23 protein-coding genes are annotated in these 22,548 nt (G+C 70.6%); 9 read left to right on the forward strand and 14 right to left on the reverse strand.

The window, feature by feature from the left end; translation table 11 throughout:
* The first annotated feature begins 107 nt into the window (after positions 1-107).
* The gene (locus LR393_RS22410) at positions 108-1,790 is read left to right on the forward strand and encodes a potassium/proton antiporter (RefSeq protein WP_231486109.1); all 1,683 of its coding nucleotides are present in this window, start codon (positions 108-110) and stop codon (positions 1,788-1,790) included.
* Here LR393_RS22410 and ribD read toward each other — a convergent pair.
* Positions 1,693-2,778 carry a bifunctional diaminohydroxyphosphoribosylaminopyrimidine deaminase/5-amino-6-(5-phosphoribosylamino)uracil reductase RibD gene (gene ribD / locus LR393_RS22415; protein ID WP_231486110.1) on the reverse strand — a complete coding sequence of 362 codons (1,086 nt, stop codon included), beginning with the start codon at positions 2,776-2,778 and terminating at the stop codon, positions 1,693-1,695. The two genes, LR393_RS22410 and ribD, sit on opposite strands and share 98 nt — an antisense overlap.
* A gap of 251 nt (positions 2,779-3,029) precedes the next feature.
* Here ribD and LR393_RS22420 point away from each other — a divergent pair, with 251 nt between their 5' ends.
* From LR393_RS22420 to LR393_RS22435, 4 genes are all read left to right on the forward strand, one after another.
* Positions 3,030-3,371 (forward strand): FmdB family zinc ribbon protein, encoded by a 342-nt coding sequence (locus tag LR393_RS22420; RefSeq protein ID WP_231486111.1) that lies wholly within the window; start codon positions 3,030-3,032, stop codon positions 3,369-3,371.
* Positions 3,372-3,799: 428 nt separating this feature from the next.
* Positions 3,800-4,453 carry an RcpC/CpaB family pilus assembly protein gene (locus tag LR393_RS22425; RefSeq protein WP_231486112.1) on the forward strand — a complete coding sequence of 218 codons (654 nt, stop codon included), beginning with the start codon at positions 3,800-3,802 and terminating at the stop codon, positions 4,451-4,453.
* A gap of 291 nt (positions 4,454-4,744) precedes the next feature.
* Positions 4,745-5,164: a large conductance mechanosensitive channel protein MscL gene (mscL, locus tag LR393_RS22430; protein ID WP_345718847.1), complete on the forward strand. Its 420-nt coding sequence runs from the start codon at positions 4,745-4,747 to the stop codon at positions 5,162-5,164.
* 119 nt (positions 5,165-5,283) lie between these two features.
* Positions 5,284-5,694, forward strand: coding sequence for an SRPBCC family protein (locus LR393_RS22435; RefSeq protein WP_231486113.1), 411 nt, complete (start codon positions 5,284-5,286; stop codon positions 5,692-5,694).
* Positions 5,695-5,697: 3 nt separating this feature from the next.
* Here the strand turns inward: LR393_RS22435 and LR393_RS22440 are convergent, their stop codons facing one another.
* The 6 genes from LR393_RS22440 to LR393_RS22465 form a co-directional block, all read right to left on the reverse strand.
* Positions 5,698-6,276: a hypothetical protein gene (locus tag LR393_RS22440; RefSeq protein ID WP_231486114.1), complete on the reverse strand. Its 579-nt coding sequence runs from the start codon at positions 6,274-6,276 to the stop codon at positions 5,698-5,700.
* Positions 6,277-6,401: 125 nt separating this feature from the next.
* Positions 6,402-10,664 (reverse strand): hypothetical protein, encoded by a 4,263-nt coding sequence (locus LR393_RS36580; RefSeq protein ID WP_231486115.1) that lies wholly within the window; start codon positions 10,662-10,664, stop codon positions 6,402-6,404.
* Between the two features lie 241 nt (positions 10,665-10,905).
* Positions 10,906-11,445: a peptidase gene (locus LR393_RS22450; RefSeq protein ID WP_231486116.1), complete on the reverse strand. Its 540-nt coding sequence runs from the start codon at positions 11,443-11,445 to the stop codon at positions 10,906-10,908.
* 143 nt (positions 11,446-11,588) lie between these two features.
* The gene (locus LR393_RS22455) at positions 11,589-12,065 is read right to left on the reverse strand and encodes an NUDIX hydrolase (RefSeq protein WP_231486117.1); all 477 of its coding nucleotides are present in this window, start codon (positions 12,063-12,065) and stop codon (positions 11,589-11,591) included.
* A 14-nt stretch (positions 12,066-12,079) separates the two neighbouring features.
* Positions 12,080-12,844: a DUF305 domain-containing protein gene (locus LR393_RS22460; protein ID WP_231486118.1), complete on the reverse strand. Its 765-nt coding sequence runs from the start codon at positions 12,842-12,844 to the stop codon at positions 12,080-12,082.
* A gap of 6 nt (positions 12,845-12,850) precedes the next feature.
* Complete coding sequence (locus tag LR393_RS22465; RefSeq protein WP_231486119.1) at positions 12,851-13,486, reverse strand: DUF3105 domain-containing protein; 636 nt, start codon at positions 13,484-13,486, stop codon at positions 12,851-12,853.
* 240 nt (positions 13,487-13,726) lie between these two features.
* On the opposite strand from LR393_RS22465, the gene LR393_RS22470 reads away from it, so the two are divergent.
* From LR393_RS22470 to LR393_RS22480, 3 genes are read left to right on the forward strand one after another with little or no spacing between them, the layout of a single operon-like run.
* Positions 13,727-14,029: an urease subunit gamma gene (locus LR393_RS22470; RefSeq protein WP_231486120.1), complete on the forward strand. Its 303-nt coding sequence runs from the start codon at positions 13,727-13,729 to the stop codon at positions 14,027-14,029.
* Positions 14,030-14,038: 9 nt separating this feature from the next.
* A complete protein-coding gene (locus LR393_RS22475; protein WP_231486121.1) occupies positions 14,039-14,356 on the forward strand; it encodes an urease subunit beta in 318 nt (105 codons plus the stop codon).
* Between the two features lie 5 nt (positions 14,357-14,361).
* Positions 14,362-16,080, forward strand: coding sequence for an urease subunit alpha (locus LR393_RS22480; protein ID WP_231486122.1), 1,719 nt, complete (start codon positions 14,362-14,364; stop codon positions 16,078-16,080).
* A gap of 93 nt (positions 16,081-16,173) precedes the next feature.
* Here LR393_RS22480 and LR393_RS22485 read toward each other — a convergent pair whose 3' ends face one another.
* The 4 genes from LR393_RS22485 to LR393_RS22500 form a co-directional block, all read right to left on the reverse strand.
* On the reverse strand, positions 16,174-16,854 hold the full coding sequence (locus tag LR393_RS22485) for a hypothetical protein (RefSeq protein ID WP_231486123.1): 681 nt from the start codon (positions 16,852-16,854) through the stop codon (positions 16,174-16,176).
* 64 nt (positions 16,855-16,918) lie between these two features.
* A complete protein-coding gene (locus LR393_RS22490; protein WP_231486124.1) occupies positions 16,919-17,968 on the reverse strand; it encodes an AbrB family transcriptional regulator in 1,050 nt (349 codons plus the stop codon).
* A complete protein-coding gene (locus LR393_RS22495) occupies positions 17,965-18,303 on the reverse strand; it encodes a YkvA family protein (protein ID WP_269327719.1) in 339 nt (112 codons plus the stop codon). The genes LR393_RS22490 and LR393_RS22495 overlap by 4 nt, the downstream gene beginning before the upstream one ends.
* A gap of 59 nt (positions 18,304-18,362) precedes the next feature.
* On the reverse strand, positions 18,363-19,067 hold the full coding sequence (locus LR393_RS22500) for a hypothetical protein (RefSeq protein ID WP_231486126.1): 705 nt from the start codon (positions 19,065-19,067) through the stop codon (positions 18,363-18,365).
* Between the two features lie 223 nt (positions 19,068-19,290).
* Between LR393_RS22500 and LR393_RS22505 the strand changes: the two genes are divergently transcribed.
* A complete protein-coding gene (locus LR393_RS22505; protein ID WP_231486127.1) occupies positions 19,291-20,340 on the forward strand; it encodes a glycoside hydrolase family 16 protein in 1,050 nt (349 codons plus the stop codon).
* Here the strand turns inward: LR393_RS22505 and LR393_RS22510 are convergent.
* From LR393_RS22510 to LR393_RS22520, 3 genes are all read right to left on the reverse strand, one after another.
* On the reverse strand, positions 20,276-21,013 hold the full coding sequence (locus LR393_RS22510) for an urease accessory protein UreD (protein ID WP_231486128.1): 738 nt from the start codon (positions 21,011-21,013) through the stop codon (positions 20,276-20,278). The genes LR393_RS22505 and LR393_RS22510 overlap by 65 nt on opposite strands.
* Positions 21,014-21,691: an urease accessory protein UreG gene (ureG, locus tag LR393_RS35605; RefSeq protein ID WP_407937342.1), complete on the reverse strand. Its 678-nt coding sequence runs from the start codon at positions 21,689-21,691 to the stop codon at positions 21,014-21,016.
* Between the two features lie 61 nt (positions 21,692-21,752).
* Positions 21,753-22,436, reverse strand: a complete 684-nt coding sequence (locus tag LR393_RS22520) for an urease accessory protein UreF (RefSeq protein WP_269327690.1) — start codon at positions 22,434-22,436, stop codon at positions 21,753-21,755.
* Positions 22,437-22,548: the final 112 nt, after the last annotated feature.

The following is a 22,548-nucleotide window of genomic DNA, read 5'->3' on the forward strand; positions in this document are numbered from 1 at the left end:
GGCACGCCGTAACGGCCGTCTGCGGCATCACCGTGTGCTACCGATAGGATCACGTCAAGGCTGACGATGGCCTGAGAAGTGTCTGTGGGTGAGGAGAGGCCGAAAATTTGACGATCGAGCAGCTCAACCTGGCGCTGCTCGCCGGTCCGGCTGTTCTTCTGGCAGCGGTGGCCGCGGTCCGGCTGTCCACCGGCACGGGCTTACCGTCGCTTCTTCTTTACCTGGCGCTCGGCCTCGTCATCGGTGAGGGCGGCTTCGGACTGCAGTTCGAGGACGCCGAACTCACGTCGGTTCTCGGGTACGCCGCTCTCGTGCTGATCCTCGCCGAGGGTGGCCTCACAACCCGCTGGGCCACCATCAAACCCTCCGTCGCCCCGGCCGCCCTTCTCGCCACCGTGGGCACCTGCGTCTCGGTGGCCATCGCCGGAACCGGCGCCCACTTCGTCCTCAGTCTCGACTGGCCCCTCGCCCTGCTGCTCGGCGCGGCCATCTCGTCGACCGATGCCGCGGCCGTGTTCTCCGTGCTGCGCCGGGTGCCGCTGCCCCCGCGCCTGGTCGGCATGCTGGAGGCCGAGTCCGGTTTCAACGACGCCCCGGTCGTCATCATCGTCATCGCACTGACCGAGGTGGCGCACGGCAGCGCCGAGCACGGCATCGGGTACCTGCTCTACGAGGCCGGGTTCGAGCTGATCGTCGGTACCGCCATGGGTCTGGGCATCGGCTGGCTGGGCGCGTTCGCGCTGCGCCGCGTGGCCCTGCCCTCCTCCGGTCTCTACCCGATCGCGGTGTTCGCCTTCGCCATCGGCTCGTACGGGGCCGCGGCCAGTATCCACGCCTCCGGGTTCATCGCCGTCTACCTGTGCTCGCTGGTCATCGGCAACTCGCAGCTGCCGCACGGGGTGGCGGTGCGCGGCTTCGCCGAGGGCCTGGGCTGGATCGCGCAGATCGGCCTGTTCGTGATGCTCGGTCTGCTGGCCTCGCCCGAGCGGCTGCCCGCGCAGGCCGGGCCGGCCTTCCTGATCGGGCTGGTGCTGCTGCTCGTCGCCCGGCCGCTGTCGGTGCTGGCCTCGGTGTCGTGGTTCGGGGTCTCGCTGCGGGAGCAGGCCTTTCTGTCGTGGGCCGGCCTACGCGGGGCCGTGCCCGTGGTGCTGGCGACCGTGCCGGTGGCCCAGGGCGTCGAGAACTCCCGCCAGCTCTTCGACATCGTCTTCTGCCTGGTGCTGATCTTCACCGTGGTCCAGGCCCCGACGCTGCCCTGGGTGGCCAAACGCCTCGGCCTGTCCGACGACACGCCCACCATCGGCCTGGAGGTCGAGAGCGTGCCGCTCGGGGCCCAGGGCGCCGATGTGCTGGAATGCAAGGTCAGCAAGGAGTCCCGCCTGCACGGCGTCGAGATCTTCGAGCTGCGCCTGCCGCCCGGAGCGAACGTCACCCTCATCCTGCGGGACGGCGAGGCGATCGTCCCCGACAACCGCACTGCCCTGCGCCGGGGCGACGATCTGATCGTGGTCACCCCGGCAGCTGTCCGGGCCGCCACCGAGAACCGGCTCAAGGCCGTCAGCGCGGGCGGCAAGCTCTCCGGCTGGCACGACAGGGATCAGCCGGACGGTGCCCGGCGCACCGTCCCGGCCGCTCCCCCGTCCAGGGCCCTGGTCACGAAGACCCGGCCCGGCCTCCCGCCGGAGGCAACCTTCAGTGGCGTGCCCTGGGGCGGGCGAGCACTCGTACGTCGCCTCCGACCTGGCGCACGTCGACCAGATCAAGACGCCAGACGTCGGCGATCGTCGTGATACCGGCGTCGATCAGGGCGTTCGGGCCGGCGCCGAGCAACGCCGGGGCCAGGTAGGCGATCACCCGGTCGACGAGTCCCGCCTCGACCATCGCCCCCGCCAGACGCGGCCCTCCCTCCAGCAGCACGTGCCGGCGGTCCCGGACGTACAGCTGGTGCATCAGGGAGGGGAGGTCGAGGGCACTGCTCCCCTTGCTTCCGGTGACCACCCCGACCTCTTCGCCCGTCGCGATCCAGGTGGGCGCATCGTCCCCCCGGATCTTCGCGTTCTGCGGAGTGCGGTTCCGGGTGTCCGCCACCACCCGCAGCGGCTGCCGGGCCAGGGGTTTGCCATCCGCGTCGCGCACGGTCAGCAGCGGGTCGTCCGCCAGCACCGTGCCCACGCCGACCAGCATGGTGTCCACCTGCGCCCGCAGCCGGTGCACGTCACCCCGCGCCTCGACGCTGGTGATCCACTGACTCGTCCCGTCCTGCGCGGCCACCCGCCCGTCCAGCGTGGCGGCGAACTTCCAGGTGACGAACGGGCGCTGCCGGCGCACGGCGGTCAGCCAGACCTCGTTCCCCTCCCCCGGTTCCAGTCCCTGTTCGGCCTCCTGGGTGAGAACTCCGGTCTCGACGTCCACCCCCGCCTCCCGCAGCCGGACGGCCCCGCCGCAGGCCTCGTCGGAGGGATCCGGCACCGCGACCACCACCCGGGTGACCCCGGCCGCGATCAGGGCCTCCGAGCACGGCCCGGTGCGGCCGGTGTGGTTGCAGGGCTCCAAGGTGACGACCGCGGTCGTCCCCCGCGCCCGCTCCCCGGCCGCCCGCAGAGCCATCACCTCGGCATGCGGCCCACCTGCGTGTTCATGCCAGCCCTCGCCCACCACGGTGCCGTCCGGCCCCAGCAGCACGCACCCCACCACCGGGTTGGGCAGTACTGTCGCCAGCCCCCGGGCCGCCAGCCCGATCGCCTGACGCATCGCCTCGATCTCGGCGTCGCTCGCCATGTGCAGTCACGTCTCCTCGGTCTGGGGCGTTGACGAACCCCCTGGTCCCCCGGTTCGAATCGGTCCCTTTACCGGTCGCGCTGTAGTCCTGCGGTAGCGGGAATGGCCGTCCCCCCGGTCCTGTTCCACTGCCGCCAGGATGATTCTCGCTGATCACCGGGCAACCATCCGTCGGGGCGACACCCGCGGGTGCATTATGCTGTTGGCACTCAAAGGCAGAGAGTGCCAGCCCAGGCCTACAGGAGGACGACGTGCCCACGTACGTCTATGCGTGCACCGAGTGCAACCACGGCTTCGAGGCGCAGCAGGCGTTCAGCGACGACGCTCTGACCGTGTGCCCCGAGTGCGGTGGCAAGCTCCGCAAGGTCTTCAACTCGGTGGGCATCGTGTTCAAGGGCTCGGGCTTCTACCGCAACGACTCGCGCGGCTCGAACACCAGCACCACCACCCCGGCGCCCTCGTCGACCAGCTCGGACTCGTCCAGCTCCTCGTCGTCGACCTCGTCCGACAGCAAGTCGACGAGCTCCACCTCGTCCGACTCCAAGTCGTCGGGCAGCAAGTCCACCTCGGCCTCCAGCGGTAGCGCGGCCTGAGCTGATCCGCCTTCATCACCTCGCAGCCTTCGGGGCGCGGGGTGATCGGCGTTTTGCCCCGGCAGCCTTGATGCCCACACCTCCGCACAACCGCCGGTTTGTCCACAGCCGCCGGTTCGGTCCGGCGGCTGTCTTCCGACCGGCCTAGCGTTGCGGGTATGCCAGATACCGGATGGGTTCCTGGCCGGGCAGACACGCGGTCTTCCGGTGAGTCAGCACGTCATGCGGTCCGGGGCGCCTCCGACCTCCTGAGCGTCGGGCCCGGCTTGGACACCCGGGAAGTATCGACCGGACGGCCGTTTCGGCGGATCACCGAGTCCGGGCCGGCCGTTCGCTACCGGGAGCTGCGGCATCCACCTCGGCTGGGTAGCGGCCGGGTGCGCTCGGGGCGGCTCTGGTTCGCGCGTCACCGTCGTCCGATCCTGGTCATGTTGATGCTGCTCGCGGTGTGGTTCACGGTGCGGGCGGCCGGGCCGGCGTCGCCGACGATGGTCCGCGTCATGGTCGCCTCGCAGGATCTTTCGGCCGGTCGGCGGTTGTCGTCGGGTGATCTGGAAGTGGCGAGCTGGCCGGCGGGGCTGGCGCCGTCCGGCCGTCTCTCCGCCGATCCGGCCGGTCAGGTTCTGGCTGCTCCCGTGCGGGAGGGCGAGGCGCTGACCGATGCCCGGCTGCTCGGGCCGGGGCTGCTGCGAGGGCTGCCCGCCGGAACTGTTGCCGTACCCGTGCGGCTGACCGATCCGGGGAGCGCCGCCCTGGTCCGGGCCGGGGATCACGTCGATGTCATCGCCGGCACGGCCTCCACCTGGTCGGCGGACGAGGCGGGTGGTAGTTCCCGGTCGAGCCCGGCCACGATCGAGCGTCCGGCGCGGAATGCCTTGGTGCTGGCGGTTTCCGGGCACACGAGGGCGGTCGGGGGTGAAACTGGGGGCGGCGTGGGACTGGGAGCGGTCGGAGGTGGGGTGACGACCGGGGACGACGATGCGCTGGCGGGTTTACTCGTACTGGCCGTGCAGGCCGGTGAGGCGGATCGGCTGGCGGGCGCCGTGACCGGGGCGAGCGTGTCGGTGGTGGTGCTGCCGTGAAGGAGGTGGCGCTGCGTGAAGCGAGCGCCTCCGCGAGCGGCTCTTCTTGCCGGCCTGATCAGCGGCTGGTCGGGATCGCGAGCATTCGTTGCGCCCTACCCGCAATGACTGCACACGATAAACCTGTACGACCGACCAGGTCTGACTGTGTGTGACCAGCCGTCGCGCGCCCATCCCCGGCTGCGGGCTCTGTGTGACGTGGTGACCATGGCTTTGCCAGAGCGCAGGTGTTCCCTACTCGCACTACTCTCGCCGTGGTCCCACCCCCTTCCCCCGGAGGCACGACAGATCATGATCAAGGGCTTCAAAGAGTTCATCATGCGTGGCAATGTCATGGAACTCGCTATTGCGGTGGTGATCGGCACGGCGTTCAGCGCCGTGGTCACATCGGTCACCAAGGGAGTCGTCCAGCCGCTGATCGCATCGGTGGGATCCGCCAATGTCGGTGGCATGAACTTCGAGATCCGTCCCAAGGTTCCCGACAACGCCACGTTGGTGGACCTCAACGGCGTGCTGACCTCGCTGCTGAACTTCCTGATCGTCGCGGCTGTCGTCTACTTCCTGGTCGTCGTGCCGATGAACGCGCTGATGGAGCGTCGCCGCCGCGGTGAAGAGCCGGAACCGGCCACGCCGGCCGAAGACATCCTGCTGCTGCAGGAGATCCGTGACCTGCTGCGTGACCGTCCGATGCAGCAGGGTCCGCAGGGCTGAGGCGGATGGACGGCGGATGGATACGGCTGGGTGCCGGTGACGCGAATGTGAGTTCGCGACACCGGCACCTTCGCTTTGCCGCACTTGCACGGGGTGATCACCCTGGCACGATGAACGGCATGGCGATCGACTCACGGCACGTCAGCATCCGGATCAACCGCCCGGCCCGGGAGATCTACGCGTTCGTCGCGGACCCCACCCGTCTGCCCGACTGGGCGCCCGGGCTGTGCGACCGGGTGGAGCAGGTGAACGGCGACTGGGTCGCGTCGTCACCGATGGGCCAGGCGAAGCTGAAGTTCGCCCCGGAGAACGACTTCGGGGTTCTCGACCACTGGGTGTCGCTCGACGGCGGGCAGACGTTCTACAACCCGATGCGAGTGACCCCCGACGGCCCCGACCCCGACGGTCCCGTCAGTGAGATCCTCTTCACGGTGCGGCGCCTCGATGGCGTCACGGACGAGGACTTCGACCGTGACGCCGAGGCGGTCGCGTCAGATCTGGATCGCCTGAAAAGGCTCCTGGAAGGCTGATTCTCAGGAGCGGGCGGTGACGCTGAAGAAGCTCATCGACTCGGTGTCGATGTCGGCGATCCGCAGCTTGCGCTTGTCGGCCTTGAGGTAGCCCCACTTGCCGGCGATCGCGAACTTCTTGCCGTTCTTCTCGAAGCTGAACAGCTGGTTGGTCTTCTTCTTGTTGCAGACCGCGATGCTCAGCTTGCCACTGAACTTCTGCTGCAGGCAGTAGGAGTTGATCTCCTCGCTGTCGTTCAGGCTCATGATCTGGTACTTGGAGCCGACCTTCTTCAGCAGCATCGACGTGCCGTCGGTGGAAAGACCGTTCGACGCAGTCGGCTTGGAGCGGTAGAGGTCGGCCGCACCGGTGCTGCGCACGGTCACGATGCGGTTCTTGCCCTTCAGCTTCGAGGCCTTGATCAGCACCGCCTCGCCGGTGATCGGCTTCTTCGTCGCCGCCACCGAAATGGTTGACCCGTCGGACTTCTCAGCGGCCTGGGCGGTACCGGCCGTGGCCAGCCAGAGTCCGGCAGCGACGCCCGGCACAGCGGCGATCGCGGTGACGGTCTTCGCACGGTGGGAGATTCGCGCCGAGAACATTATTCCTCCTGATGGTGGCCGGTCGCCCGGGTGGCACCGGGCGACTCTCACGTGATGCTCACGCTTGGGTCATCAGGTTGGATGCAGGCCCGTCCCAGAAAGTTCGGAGCCTTCTCAGATTTTTTCTACTCCCAGTGCGGCGGACGATCCCGCTGGAGCTCGTCGTCACGACTGCTGCGCTCGTCACGGTCGCCCCATCCCTCGTCCCGGTCGTCGTCGGAGCGGTCGGGGAATGCCGGTTCTTCGTCTTCAGGTCCCACGTCGTCAGACGATACCGGCTCCGGCGCCGGGACCCCCAGCACGGAGGACGGCACCACCCCGGTGACCGGGACGGACACCCCCGCGGCGACAACGACGTCCTCCATCACCGGGGCCTGCGGAGTGAAGCCGGGCGACCACTCGTACACCTCGGGAGGCAACGGCCGGGTCATGGCGGCCTCCCAGACCTGCCGCACGCGGGCGACCTCGCCGTCGGGGTCGGCGGAGAGGTCCATGGCGGAGATCCGGTGGTACGCCCACCCCGCCCTCTCCCAGCGGGCGGGACGGTGCCGCTCCCGCTCCCGGGTGTTGCGGGAGGCGAAGGCCGGGCCGTCCAGATCGACGGCCACGAGCATGCGGCCGGGCACGCGCGGGTCGGCCACGGCGATGTCGACCGGCCAGGCCCCGTCCCCGACCCGGAGCCGCACCGGCAGCCCGGCGGCGTTGAGACGGTCACTCAGGTCGACGGCGAGCGCGTCGGAGGTCTTCGGCATGCGCCCGGTGCTGCCCGTGCCCCGACCGCCGGCGGCCAGCAGCACGTCGCGCAGCAGCCGGGCCCCGGCGGTGCGCAGCCGGTCGACCAGCAGGTCGTCGGCGGTGAAGCAGCAGACCACGGTGGTGCGGTGGCGCGACCGGCTGACGGCGGTGGTGAGCGCGGCCGCGCCCTTGTCGCCGTCGAGCACACCGAAGCGGTGCAGCACCCGGCCGTGCGGGGTGCGGGCCAGGCCGATGGAGACGATGGCGGCGTCCCGCTCGATGCCGAGCAGACGCTGGACCGGGCGGATGGTGAACGGCTCGGCCAGCCCGGCGCGGCGCTGTCCGCTGAGCCACTGGGCCAGGTCCCACCGCTCGGGCAGGCTGATGCGCAGGGCCTCCTCGATGCGCTCGGCGTGCCGCTCGCTCAGGGTGATGACGATGAGCGACTGGTCGGGGTGCTGCTGGGCGTGCCGCTCGACCAGGTCGATGACGCGGGCGACCTCACCGTCGGCGCTGACCGGGAGTTCCTCGCCCGGCGGGGGGATGGCGATGCCGTCGGTGACGGCCTCCAGGTAGAGGGGCGCGTGGACGCCGGTGCCCGGGGTCTGCTGCCAGCCCTCGGGGTAGCGGGGGGCGAGTGGGAGGAGCACGCGGCCGTCGATGCTGCGGTGGTCGCGGTCGAGGCGGCACACCTGGGCGAACGGCGCGAGCGCCTCGACGACGGACCGGCTGCCGTCGGGCGGGGCGAGGCGGCGGCGGTCGCCGGCGACGATCACCTGGCCGCCCCGGGCCAGGGCCGCGACGACCTCGGGCAGGCCGATGTGGCCGGCGTCGTCCACCACCACGGTGTCGACGACCGGGGTGACGTCCGGGTCGGCGGGGGCGAGGCAGGCGGCGACGGTGTCGGGGCTCATCACCCAGACCGGGGTGAGGGCGGAGAGCACGTCACCGCAGCGGCGCACCAGGTCGGACAGGCGCGGGCGGGAGTCGTCGCGGGTCAGCCAGGTGCGCAGGGTGCGCATCTGCTCGGGCTGGGCGGTGACGACCTTCGCGGCGCGGTGCGTGACGGCGGTGCGCACGAGCGCGGAACCGGCCTGGATGCGGGCCTGTTCGGCGGTGCGCAGATCTTCGGCGGCGGCGCGCAGGGCGTCCGGGTCATGGTCGGCCAGGCGCCGGTCCGAGCGCACGATGCTCGACCGCACGGACGACCACCAGGTCAGGTCGAACTCGCCGTCGATGTCCGCCGGCCCGACCCGGCGCTCGCGCAGGTCGTCGACGAGATCCCCGAGCCCGGCGTCGCGCAGGGCCTGCACCAGGCGGGCGCGGCGGGGCTGGCCGAGGATGCCCTGGGTGTCGCCGGACAGGTCGGCGACGTGTTTCTCCAGGTCGTCCAGCGGCATCGAGCGCAGTTCGGGCGTGGGCGTGTCGGCGAAGGTCCCGGCCAGCACGGCGATCGCGCCCATGGCCGAGGAGACCGTGGTGGCGGCCTCGGTGAGCCCGACGACGACACCCGGCGGGGACGGCACGAGGGCGTGCTCCTGCCAGCGGTGGCGCAGGTCCTGGGCCGTGCGCAGCACCTGGTGCAGGTCACCGACGTGCACCCCGGGGCGCACCAGGGCCTGGGCCTGACGCCGCAGACGGCGCCGTTCCACCCGCCCGGGGCCGCTGCCGTCGCTCGGCCGCTCACCCCGCGGGGCGACGGCCACGGCCAGCTCGGCCAGCGGGGCTTCGAACAGCTGCGGCAGCATCGAGTCGACCACGGTGCGCACGCCCAGCAGCAGGTTGATCAGCGGCAGCCACTCCTGCGCGGAGGTCGCGGGCCGCAGCCCGGCGGCGGCCGTCACGCCGTCCATCGCGATCCGGGTACGGCGCAGGCCGGCCCGCAGCACGAGCGCGGCCTCCAGCGCCTTACGGGCGTCCTCGTTGGTCGTGACCTGGGCGTCGTACCACTGGGTGTCGTCGCGGCTCAGGGTGAAGGCACCGGCGGCGGCCGCGGCGTGCAGATGGGCACGCACCCGTTCCCGGGTGATGCCGTCGAGACCGCGCAGCACCTCGTCCCCGAGCCGGACCCGGCCCGCGGGGGCGCCCGTGCGCGCGGTCAGGTCGGCCAGGGCCACCATCGCGTCGTAGGCACTGACACCCCAGGGCTGGCGCACCTCGTGCAGCGCGATCACGTCGCCGTCGAGCAGTGCCCGGGCCCGGCGGACGGTGCGGGCCGACTCGTCGTCCAGCGCGGCCTTGCCGACCGGGGGCAGCTCGCCCGAGGTACCCCCGGTCGCGGCGGCCAGGGCGGCGGTGAGGGTGTCGGTCAGCGCGGCGGTGCGGGTGGCGGGCCGGCCCCCGGGAGAGTCGCGCAGGTCGAGCACGAGATCGCCGATACCCGCGTCGTACAGCCGGCTGAGCAGGGTCTCGGTGCTGGCGCGGCGGGGGCTCAGCACGAGCACGCGACGGCCCGCGGCCACCAGCCCGGCGATCGTGGCGGCCAGCGTGTGGGTGGCACCGGCCCCGGGCGGGCCCTCGATCACCAGGTGCTCGCCCCGCAGCGCGGTCGCGACGGCGTCGTTCTGGGCCGGGTCGCAGTCGAGCACCAGCAGCTCGTCCGCGGGGTCGGCCTCGGCCGGAGGGCTCACCGGCCGGGCCCCGCGCGGGCCGAGCCGGCCCACCACGGCCAGGCGTCGCGACTCGGGTTCGCCGAGCGCGGGCTTCTGCTGCGGGATCCCACCGGCTCCCAGGGTGCCGGCCGAGGTGCTTGAGGACGAGGTGCTTGAGGACGAGGTGCTTGAGGACGAGGCGGAGCCCCCGGCGCTGCCGGCGGCGGTCGCGGGGGTGTCCGGCAGCCGCACCACGAGCGGCGCGGTCGACGCGGCCACCGCGCTGAGCAGTTCGTTGGCGGCGATCGCGGGAACCGCCGCGTCGAGGTCGGCCAGCACCGCGCCGGAACCGGCGGCGAACGTGGCCAGCACCAGGCTGCGCTCGATGGTGAAGTCGCGCAGCCCGCCGCAGTGTTCCTCGAGCCAGGCGTAGACCGGCCGCGGGTCGAAACCCTTCTCGCCGTGCGCGAGGGCGGCCAGCTCGTTGCCGTCGGCCTCGATGCCGTAGTCGTCGTTGAGCAGGCGCACCAGCTCGGGGTTGATCAGGACCGTGCCGTCCAGGTCCAGGTCGAAGTCGCTCTCGCCGCCCCGCGGGCGGATCGAGCAGCCGCGCAGCACCACCGGGGCGTTCACCGGTTCGGACGCGCCGGCGGGCCGCCAGGTGGCCACCCCGATCGACAGGCAGCAGGCCTGCACGCCGCGCTGGGCCGAGAGCACGATCGCCGCCCGGCGGATCATCCGGACCTGGTTCCACGCCACGTCGTGGGCGTCGGGTTCCCGGAACAGGCTGGACAGCCGGGTCGGCCGGCCGGCGAAGAGCTGCGCCAGGCCGGAGGGGTGCGCGTGGGTGAGTTCCAGCCAGGAGTCGCGAGCCTGCGGGCCGGTGGTGAGAAGTGTGTCAGGCAGACCGGATCCGGCCAGGGCCCGGCGCCAGGCGTCGACCGCGGCCGCGATCCGTTCGAGGTCGACGCCGGGAGCGCCCGTCGAAGACTCCGCCGGGCGCTCGACACGGGGCGTCAGGGACCGCTGGGTCAGCGGCCCCGCGGCGGACTGCTCGGGCACCACCCAACGCTAGCCCGCACTGAGCGGTGGACCCGGAAAGCGCTCTCGGCGCGCCGGAAGCACGCTCGTGCCGGTGCCCGCTCGGACGAGCGCCCCGACCCACCGGACGGACGAGTAACAAGCCTGGTGGGAAGGCGTTTCCGGGCTCCGGAGGCGGAAATTCGGTGTGACCGGTCTGACACTCGAACGTGGGTCAGCCGAAACGGGTCGGATGACCGCAGCCGGGCGCAGATGGGATCTTCTAAGCAGCCAGGAGCATCGCCAGGACCGCGGTGTCGGGGTCTTGCGTCGGATCGACGCCCACCATGCTCACCAGCCGGGTGATGGTGCCGTCCCGCTCGGCCTCCACCCAGGAGGCCCGGTGTTCCAGGCCGAGGTGCGGAACCCCCGGCAGCAGAACGCAGCCCGACGCCGCCCCGGTGGCCTCGGGGATCGAGGGCCGGCTCTCCGAGGGCGGGTGCAGGAGCAGCAGCGCGGGCGGTGTGTGCCGCCCGAACTGACCGGGCCCCGGAGCCCCGTCACCGAGCACCGGGCCCGCCGACGTCACCAGGCCGACAGCTCCCGGCAGCGGGCCCTCCGGAGTTTCCTCGACCGCCCGGAACACCGTGGTGGTCGGAACCAGACCGGGCACGGCGGCCAGCCGCACCGCCAGCAGGAGGAACTGCGCCCACTCCCGGGTGGACGAGGGCCAGCGGCCACTCACGACGAACCCGCTCAGCAGGTCGTCGCCGCCCTGATAAGGGGCGATCTCGACGTTCAGAGGGTTCAGAGAATCGGACATGCCAGCTCCCTCCACCGGGGGTCGCCGGACGGCATCAGGGACCCGAACAGGCCGATCTGCCGACGCGGCGCCCCATCGCACGTGATCACACGGTGCGGCACCAAGGCGCTGGCAGACAAGACCCCCCGAGTGCCAGCCAGGCTCTAGTCGAACTGAGTTCGACCCGTTTCGGCGTAGAGACGCGCCTGCCCCAGGCCCCGGCCCACCCCGGGAGACAGAGGTTCGGGCAGGTCAGAGGGGTCGAACCAGCCGACGGCGACCGATTCCTCGTCACCCACGACGGCCTGGCCGCCGATCGGGCGGCAGTCGAAGAAATGATCGACGAAGACCGTGCGGTCACCGTTCGGGAAGGTGACCGGGGCCGTGGTGTGGATCGCGATCAGGCCGGTGACCTCGATCTTCACACCCGTCTCCTCCAGCACCTCGCGGGTGCAGGTGAGGGACATCGGCTCCCCCGGCTCGGAGATCCCGCTCGGCAACGACCAGAGCAGGTTGTCCGACCGCTGCCCGAGCAGGATGCGCCCGGCCTCGTCCCGCACCAGAGCGGTCACACCCGGCAGCCAGAGCTCGTCGGTGCCGATCTTCTCCCGCAGCTTGAGAATGAACTCAGGGGTCGCCATGCGCCGAACGGTACCTAAGGCGTGGCCCCCCGTTCACTGAGCATGTTCTGCATCAGCGTGATCTCGGCCTGCTGACCCTTCACGATGGTCTTGCAGAGGTTGACCACCACCGGCTCGTCGGTGAGCTTCAGCGCCGCCTGGGCCATCGTCACGCCCCCCTGATGATGCTTGATCATCAGCTGCAAAAACAGGATGTCGGCCTGCTTCGTGGGCAGCGAGCGCAGTTCGTTCACCTGCTTCTGGGTGGCCATGCCGGGCATCAGGCCGTTCTCGTCGACGTGGGTGTCGTCGGAGGCGATCCCGGACAGCTCGTGCTCGGCCTCGTGCCCCTGCATCCACTGCATCGGCTGCCCGGTGCGCCCGATCGACAGGCCCCAGAGGTTGAGCCAGCCCTGCATCTGCCCCATCTGGCTGGACTGGGTCAGCGCCATGTCGGTGGTCAGGTACCGGATGTCGTCGTCCTGGGTGCGGCGCTGCACGATCGTCGCCATGTCCACCGCCTGGGCGTGGTGGTCGATCATGTCGCGGGCCAGCCCGGCCGCCGCCGAGTTGTCGGACGGCGTGGCCGGGCCCTGCACGTACGACACCAGCAGCACCATCCCGGCCAGCAGGGCGAGCCCGGCGATCGCCATCCGCACCAAGGTGCGCCCGGTCAGCCAGGAACCGCCGGACGAGGACGGCGAGCTGTCCAGCTCGTCGTCCGTGTCCGGCTCGTCCGTCGGCTCGTCGTCCTCCAGAGCTCCGGCCTCGGCCGGACCGGGCTCTCCCGTCGTCGCCATCAGGGATCAGCCCGTCGGCTCGCCGACGCCACCGGTGCAGGCGGCACCCATCTCGGGGGTCTGCTTGCCCTGCTTGTACTCCTTGATGAACTTCTCGATGCGCGGGTCGTCCGCGGTGTCGACGGACAGCTGCAGACCCCACGCGGACAGCGTGATCGGGTTGGGCAGGTCCTTGTACGGCGAGAGCACCATGTAGGTCTGGTTGCCGACGATGTCTTTCAGCTCGTCGACCTGGGCCTTCGGCAGCTTCTCCTGGTAAGTGATCCAGACCGCGCCGTGCTCCATCGCGTGCACCGCGTTCTCGTTCTGCACCGGCGCGTCGTAGATGCCGCAGTTCAGCCAGACCGGGTTGTGATCACCGCCGACGGGCGGAGTCTGGGCGTAGGTCACCGGGGTCGAGACGTGGTTCTGCGTCAGGTCCTTGTATTCCTTCAGACCGGTGAGCTTGGTGGCGGCGACCTTGGCGCTGTCGTCGCGAGCGGCCTTGATGACGGCGAAACCACCGCCGACCACCGCGATCACGATCACGAAGGCCCCTGCGGTCAGGGCGAAACGGCGCCGGCGCTCACTCGCCGCCTGTTCGGCGCGGAGCTTCGCTGCCTTGTCCGCGGTCGCCTGCCGGGATTTCCTGGCGTTGGTCATGACGGTTGCGTGCCTCTCGGGGGACTGGGCGTCGACATGTTGCTGACGGTCGGCGAAGCGCCGGGGTTCCGGACTTCACACAGGAAAGCTCGCGGCAACGCTACCGGCCCACCAGCCACGATCCAGAACAAGTTCAAGCTTCACATAGTTTTCTGTGGACGATGTGCTCGTAGATGTAACAACAGATCAGTATCGTGCGGCACCGGTAACAGGACGTGAAAGATCGGAGCGGATCCCGGAATGCAGCTGAGCCCGCACGAGCAAGAACGCTTGATGCTCTCCTACGCAGCCGATCTGGCCTGGCGGCGTAAGGACCGCGGCCTGCGGCTGAACCATCCGGAGGCCACCGCGATCATCTGCTCGTTCATCCTCGAGGGAGCCCGCGACGGGCGCCTGGTCACCGATCTGATGCAGGCCGGCCGCGAGGTCCTGACCCGGGCCGACGTGATGGACGGGGTGCCCGAGATGCTGGCCGAGGTCCAGATCGAGGCCACTTTCCCGGACGGCACGAAGCTCGTGACCGTGCACGAGCCGATCATCTGAGGAGCTGACGTGATCCCTGGTGAGGTCATTCCCGCCGACGGTGCGATCACCCTGAACGAGGGTGCGCCCCGCACCACCGTGCGCGTGGTGAACACCGGTGACCGGCCCGTGCAGGTCGGCTCGCACTTCCACTTCTCCTCGGCGAACCGGGCCCTGGAGTTCGACCGGGAACTCGCCCACGGCCGGCGGCTGGACATTGCCGCCGGCACCGCCGTGCGGTTCGAGCCCGGCGTCGACCGTGAGGTCACCCTCGTCCCGATCGCGGGCTCCCGGGTCGTTCCCGGTCTGAGCCTGCCCGCCCCCGGCACCCTGGATCAGGAAGGCTGAACAGCTTGGACCTCTCCCGCGCCCGCTACGCCCAGCTCTACGGCCCCACCGTCGGCGACAAGGTCCGCCTGGCCGACACCGACCTGGTCATCTCCCCCACCGAAGACCGCTGCGGCGGTCCCGGCCGGGCCGGTGAGGAGGCCGTGTTCGGCGGCGGCAAGGTGCTGCGCGAGTCGATGGGCCAGGGCCGCGCCACCCGCGGCGAGGGCACACCCGACCTGGTGATCACCGGTGCGCTGGTGCTCGACCACTGGGGTGTGATCAAGGCCGACGTGGGGATCCGCGACGGCCGGATCGTGGCCCTGGGCAAGGCCGGCAACCCCGAGACGATGGACGGCGTGCACCCCGATCTGGTGGTCGGGCCGAACACCGAGATCCTCGCGGGCAACGGCAAGATCCTCACGGCCGGTGGCATCGACTGCCACGTGCACTTCATCTGCCCGCAGATCGTGCCCGAGGCGCTGGGTAACGGCATCACCACGCTGATCGGTGGCGGCACCGGCCCGGCCGAGGGCACCAAGGCCACCACCGTCACGCCCGGGTCCTGGTACATGGCCCGGATGCTCGAGGCGATGGACGGCCAGCCCGTCAACGTCGCTCTCCTGGGCAAGGGCAACACCGTGTCGCACGAGGCGATGTGGGAGCAGCTGCGGGCCGGGGCCTCCGGTTTCAAGCTGCACGAGGACTGGGGCACCACCCCGGCCGCGATCGACGCCTGCCTCACCGTGGCCGACGCGAGCGGGGTGCAGGTCAGCATCCACACCGACACCCTGAACGAGGCCGGGTACGTGGAGAGCACCCTGGCCGCGATCAACGGCCGGGCGATCCACAGCTACCACACCGAGGGCGCGGGCGGCGGGCACGCACCGGACATCATCACGGTCGCGGGCTACGGCCACATCCTGCCCTCGTCCACGAACCCGACCCGGCCGCACACGATCAACACGCTGTCCGAGCACCTGGACATGCTGATGGTCTGCCACCACCTGTCACCGAGCATCCCCGAGGACCTGGCGTTCGCCGAGTCCCGGATCCGGCCGAGCACGATCGCCGCCGAGGACCTGCTGCACGACCTCGGCGCGATCTCGATGATCGGCTCGGACGCCCAGGCAATGGGCCGCATCGGCGAGGTCGTGCTGCGCACCTGGCAGACCGCGCACGTGATGAAGTCCCGGCGCGGGCTGCTCGAGGGTGACGTGGAGAACGACAATCTGCGGGCCCGGCGCTACATCTCGAAGTACACGATCTGCCCGGCCGTCGCCCACGGCATGGAGCAGGAGATCGGCTCGATCGAGAAGGGCAAGCTGGCCGACCTGGTGCTCTGGGACCCGGCTTTCTTCGGCGTTCGCCCGCAGGTGGTGCTCAAGGGCGGCATGATCGCGTGGGCCCAGATGGGCGACGCGAACGCCTCGATCCCGACCCCGCAGCCGATCCTGCCGCGCCCGATGTTCGGTGCGGCGCCGAGGGTCGCGGCGGCCACCAGCGTTCACTTCGTGGCTCCGCAGGCCATCGACGACGGGCTGGCCGGCCGGCTGAACGTGGACCGGCGCCTGGTGGCGGTCGAGAACGTGCGGCAGCGCGGTAAGGCCGACATGCCGCAGAACACGGCCACGCCCGACATCCAGGTCGACCCCGACACCTTCACGGTGCGCATCGACGGCTCGGTCTGGGAGGAGCAGCCCGCCACCTCGCTGCCGATGGCCCAGCGGTACTTCATGTTCTGAGCTGCGGTGAATTGAGGACGCAGGTGCTCGAGTCGGTCGGCAGAGAGAAAGTCAGGGTGTCCTGACTTTCCCTCTGCTACCGGGCAGCTTCCTCTACTGAGCGGTGTCCTTGTACTCCTGCTCGGTCTTGGCCGAGTGGGAGACGGAAGCGGCCGTGGTGCTCGTCCTTTCGAGCATCGCCCGCCAGGTGCGCCTGGGCGCCTTCAGCTTGCCGATGAAGATGCCCTTCTTGTTCGTGGTGAAGTACTTCGCCGTCACCCAGCCGTCCTTGGTGAGGTACTGGATCGCGACCCGGGCCCCCGGCATCGGGCTGCGCGCCGCACCGGTGCCGTAGTTGGTGCGCACCAGCTGGCCGCCGATGTAGCGGTAGGGGTGGTTGTGCACGACGACCAGCGTGAGCATGCTCGGGCGCAGCAGCCGGAACTTCGCCGCGCAGCTCTCCCCGTCGCGACTGATGGCCACCTGGTGCAGCCCGGCGTCGGAGTTCTTGTAGTCCTTGGGCTCGAAATGCTTGACCTGGAAACCCGGCCGGGAGTCGACCGCCAGGTCGGGGATGCGCACCCGCCAGTCCGCGGCGTCGGGCACCGCGAACTTCACGGACCGCGGATCGGCCCCCAGCACCAGGGTGCTCGGCGTGTAGGCGCAGGTGGCGGCGGCGGTTCTCAGACTGCCGCTCTCGGAACCGGACGGGGCGGCGTGCGCGCTGCCCGACGTGAGTGGGGTGAGGGCCAGTCCGGCGACGAGCGCCGTGACTCCCCCGAGTCTTCTGAACATGCTTGTGACGCTAGTGACTACTGGGTGGTCCGAACGAGGTTGGCCCCGGCTTGGGCCGAACACCCTACGTCCGGGGTCCGGCAAGCAGTCTGGCCAGAAGCGGGGCACAGAAGAGCATCACGAACAACCGGGCAACCTGCACCATGAGCACGAACGTGACGTCGGCCCCGCTGCCGACCGCCGTGGCCAGCACCGCGTAGAGACCGCCCGGCGTGGTGGCCAGGTAGCCCTCCAGCGGGGTGCGGCCGGTGGCGTGGGCCAGGGCCACGCCCAGGCCCGCGCTGACCACGATCAGGCCGATGATCGCGGCCACGGCCAGGGGCAGCACCGAGGCCACGGCCTTCAGGCTCTCCCGGGTGAAGCGCAGACCGACCTGCAGGCCGATCAGGGCGAAACCGACGTTCTCCAGCCAGTTCGGCACGGTCGCGGTGATCGTGCCGGTGCCGGCCAGGACCGCGGCGACGATCAGCGGGAAGAGCAGGGCGCCCGCGGGCATCGGCACGAAGCGGGCCAGGGGCAGGCCGATGACCAGGGCCAGGGCGGCGATGGCGAGCCCACCGTGTGCCGGTTCCACGCTCTCCGCGACAAGGAACGAGATCCCGGGGGCCGGCTCGGGGCTGAACACCACCTGCGCCACCAGTGGCATGCCGAGCAGGATGATCAGCACCCGCAGGTACTGCACCACGGCGACCACCCGGTCGTCGGCGCCCAGGTCCCGCGAGATCGCCACGATACCCGAGGCCCCGCCCGCGATCATGGCGAAGACGCCGGTGGCGGTGGAGATTCCGGGCTTGATCGTGAGCACGAAGCCGGCCGCCACGCTCAGCAGCAGGGTGGCCAGGCAGGACAGCAGCACGGGGAACCAGTCCGCGCCCAGGGCGGTGATGGTGCTCGGCTCCAGCGTGCTGCCGATCGCCGCGCCGAGGATCGCCTGGCCGGTGGTGAAGGCGAAACCGGGGACCGCCGGGGTGCGGGGTGCGATCAGCGCGTAGCCCAGGCCGGCGACGAGTGCGCCGAACAGTACCGGTGAGGGTAGGCCGGCCAGGTCGAGCAGTGCGGAGATGATGACAACGAGGACCAGCAGGATCAGCCAGGGCAGTGCCTTCTGTTTCACGGGCTCACCGCGGGCTTGCCGAGAAGTCTTTCCAGAAGACGCGGATCGGTGGGCCAGGCCTCCAGCAGCACGGGACGCGGGATGCTGCGGGCCGCGTACCTCAGCAGCAGCACCACGGCCACCACGTCGTCCAGGGGGCCGATGATCGGTAGGAACTCGGGTATCAGGTCGATGGGCGAGAGCACCCACAGCACGGCCACCAGCAGGGCCACCCGGGCCCGGCGCGGCACGTCGGGGTGCTGTCGCAGCCGGCGGGCGGCGGTGACGCAGGAGGGCAGGAACCCGGCCAGGTCTTTCAGCAGACCCGGCGGCAGGCGGTGGGCCAGGACCACCATCAGCAGGCAACTCAGGGCGTAGAGGCCCACGATCACGGCCACGATGACGATCCAGCTGGTCACGTGATCTTGATGACCTCACTGGCCGCGCGGGTGATCGAGTAGACGCGCCCGTTCAGCGGGGACTTGTTGATACCCATCAGGGAGAAAGTGTACGAGGCGCCCACGGTGAGGTTCGTGACGGTCGTGCTCATCTGCTTGCAGCCCTTCGCCGCCTTCACCGTGGTGAAGGTCTTCGGCGGATCGGCCCTGGGCTTGGAGTAGTCGAACTGGTTGACGTACTGGGGCACCGCGACCACCTCGTACCGCTGGGTGTCCGGGTCGCCCATGTCCCACCAGCGCACCGAGACGGAGCCGTTGCCGATGGCCTTCACCACGTAGTTGTGGGCGATGGAGACCGGGTTGTGCGGCTGCATGCAGTCGTCGCGCGGCTCGAGCTTGTAGGTCGGCATCGGGGGCGGGCCGGAGAAGATGAACCGGTGCGGATGCTCGGGCGGTGCGATCGCCGGCCGGCCGGGCTGCGCCGGTGCGGTCGGGCGGGCCACCTGGGGCACCCCGCGCACGGACGACCACTCGGGCACGTCCTCGTAGTACATCCAGTCGGCGACCTTGCCCGCCTTGAGTCCTTCCGGCTGGTCCGGGGTGGCCAGGGCGATGACGTCGGTCACCACCGGGTCGAGCGCCCCCGTGACGAACAGGCCGCCGGCCACGGCGGCCAGGCCGATCGACGCGGCCGCGAGTGTGGAACGGTTCTTCCTCCCCACCGGGCGAGAACGTCGTCCACCATTTTCCGCCCGTGCCACAGACCCTCCCCGAAACCGGACCGCATGCTGCCCTTGCCGGGGGCTTGTATCGGCAGGAGGGTGGTGTGGCTGGTCAGCGGCATGGCCCCGTCACCCGGGCGGGCGTCACCCGACCGGCGGTTCTTCATGTGACAGGAATGGCGCGTAAGGTACAGCGACTCCCGAACCATTCTGAGAGGCAGGCATGAGGCGCAAGAGCTACCTCGCGGCCGCCGCGGCGATGTTCGCCGCAACCGTGATGGCAGGCGCGCCGGCTGTCGCCGCCAGTGCCACGACCCCGGTAGCGGCCAAGAAGTCGAGCTGGACGCTGCACAGCGAGGTCAACTTCAACGGCTCCACCCTGCCTGACGGCTGCGTGAAGTACTCCGGTGAGTACACGGCCGGTAACAGCGCCTGGTCCGAGAGCAACGCCGTGATGAGCGGTGGTGAGCTCAAGCTGGAGGTCGAGAAGAAGAAGACCGACGGCCAGCCGTACACCACCGGCGGCGTGGGCTGCTGGAGCTGGGGCCAGACCTACGGCAAGTTCGAGATCAAGGCCAAGGTGCCCGCGGGCAAGGGCATCAACAGCTACATCACCCTGTCCCCGTCGAAAGACAGCAGCAACGCGCTGACCAGCATCGAGCTGCTGGCTCCGGACCAGGACACCGCCTACGTCAGCAACGGCTACGGCAAGAGCTCCGAACAGGCCTTCTCCGAGCGGAACTTCGCCGACAAGAAGTTCCACACCTACACGATCGAGTGGGCGCCCAAGCATCTCCTGGTGCGGCTGGACGGCCAGGAGATCTTCTACTCCACCAAGTCGTACAAGGGCTCGCGCTGGATCAGCATGGCCACCACCACCGGTGACGAGCTGACCGGGAAGCCGAGCTCGAAGACCAAGCTGCCGGCGGCGTTCACGATCACGCAGATGAAGATCTACCGGTACACGGGGGTCAAGCCCACGCCCGGTAAGACCCTGAGCGTGGGCACGGACGACACCGTGGTCGGCGCTACCCCCACGGCCAGTGGGTCGCCGGGCGCCACCGCCACTCCTACGGCTACCTCGACGGCCGCGGCCGCTTCAGCGGAGTCCGGCTCGTCGGGCTCGTCCGGTGGCAGAAAGCTGACCGGGGGCATCTGGCCCTGGCTCATCGGCGGCAGCATCATGGCCGTCTCGGCGATCGCGATCCTCAGCTACCCGAACCGGAAGAAGCAGCCGCCGCGACGTCAGCCGCAGCAGCCCTCCACGAGATAGCTTCCGCCGCCAGCAGATCGATCTGTACCGGCAGCAGGTCCGCGCCCGTCGCGGTGGCCAGCAGGCCACCGCCGGCCAGGGGCAGGGCGACCGCGTCGCCGTGCGTGGCCGGTTCCGGCTTCTCCAGGCCGGTGCGCACCAGCGTCGAGATCACCCGGGTGCCCCCGACCGCGACCACGGCCGAGCGCAGCGTGTGCCTCAGCAGCGGTTCGCCGTCGCGGGTGAGCACGGTGCGGCCCGACCACTCCCCGGGCCCCTCGTAGGCCCGGCCGAGCAGCACCTGTTCCACCACGCGAGCCTGACCGGAGCCGGAAAGGGTCAGCGTGGTGTGGTTCTCGTGCCGGGCACCGTGACACACCACGGTCGGCTCGGTGGCCAGGTCGAGCTGCGCGTCGTCGTCCACCCGCAGGTTCAGCTCGATCACCGAGTCCGGCCGCAGGCGCCCGGGCTGGATGATCGTCGCGCCCGCGCTGCGCACGGCGAGCCGGGCCCCGGCCCGCACGTGCACATCGATGACGGCGTGGTCACCGCCCAGCGGGCCGGCCGCGATGCCGACCAGGTGGATCTCTCCCTCACCGGTCTGCCGGGCAGCGAAATGGCCACCGCCGCGGACAGACTCGATGACGGTGCGGCCCCGCCGGTGAACTGCGACGATCTGGATCCGGGAGTCCATCTAGGCGGGCACGCGCGCCATCTGGGCCAGCACCCAGTTCGCCACGTCGGTGGCGGCCGGGTCTTCGCGCAGCGACTGCAGCACCACCGGCTTGTCACCCCGTACCTTGTGCGCGTCGCCGCTCATCACGTCCAGGTCCGCGCCGACCATCGGGGCCAGGTCGGTCTTGTTGATCACCAGCAGGTCGGCCGTGGTGACGCCCGGGCCGCCCTTGCGCGGCACCTTGTCGCCACCGGCCACGTCGACCACGAAGATCTGCACGTCGATGAGGCCCCGGCTGAACGACGCCGTGAGGTTGTCGCCGCCGCTCTCGACCAGCACCAGGTCGAGCGGGGCCAGGCGCTCGACCAGGTCGTCGATGGCGTCGAGGTTCGCGGTGATGTCGTCGCGGATCGCCGTGTGCGGGCAGCAGCCGGTCTGCACGGCAACGATGCGCTCGTCGGGCAGAACCGCGTTGCGGCGCAGGAAGTCGGCGTCTTCGGTGGTGTAGATGTCGTTGGTGACGACACCCAGCTGAAGCTTCTCGCCCAGCACCCGGCACAGGGCCGCGACCAGCGCGGTCTTGCCCGAGCCGACCGGGCCGCCGATGCCCACACGCAGCGGGCCGTGCTCACCGGAGAGCCGGCCGGGACCGGCCCGGTGCTCGTGCGGGTCTTCGCCGGGCAGCTCGTGGGGCAGGGCCGCGGGGCGTGGCACGCCCAGCCGGGCCCCACCGTCGGCGGAGTCGGAGAGATACAGGTCAGGACGCAAAGAGGCGCTCCTCTCGGGCGGCGTGGCGCTCGGCCAGCAGATCCAGCAGGGGGTCGGAATCATCGGGCAGGTGCTCGAACTCGAGGTTGTGGGCAGCCACCGCCGCGACCTGCTCGATCGCGGGGCCGAGGCGGACCGTCACGGCCGCCACCGTCACCGGGTCGAGCGCGAGCAGCCGCTGGGCCGCGGTCGAGGGCGCGCTGACCGAGAGGTAGGCGGCAGCGAGCGCAGCCCCCTGAGGGGTCACTCCACCCGCCGCGCAGGCGCAGCCCAGGGTGATCGGGTGATGGGGCCGGGGGCCGAGATCGGTCCAGCTCAGCGTGGTGGAGGGGGCGGCCCAGGTGGCCTTGGCGGTGCGCAGCAGCCCGCGCCCCTGGGCCCGGGAGGCCAGTCGCTGGGCGGGCGAGGGGGTGCGGGCGTCGGCCTCGCGGTCGAGGCGCTGGAGCTGGCCGGGGGTGGTGATCGTGGCCGCGGCGGCGGCCAGACCCGCGGTGACCAGGCCGGTCGTGCGCAGGCGGCGCTCCAGGAAGCGCTCCAGGCTCTGCACCCCGGTGATCAGCCCGTCGGTGATGGCCTGTTCGACGCCCCCCGAGTGCACGTGCCCACCACTGGGCAGACGCTGATCGGCCAGCGCGAGCAGCGCGGCGGTTCCGGGGGCGAGCACGAGGGTCATGCTAAGTCGCCCGTGTTACAAACCATCGCCCCTCCCTCCGTGATCATGCAAAGTGTCCCCCGAACCCTTCGTGATCATGCAAAACCTCCCCAGCGTTCTAGAACTCTCCTGA

The sequence above is a fragment of the Kineosporia mesophila genome, assembly GCF_021129235.1.
GTDB classification, from domain to species: Bacteria; Actinomycetota; Actinomycetes; order Actinomycetales; family Kineosporiaceae; genus Kineosporia; species Kineosporia mesophila.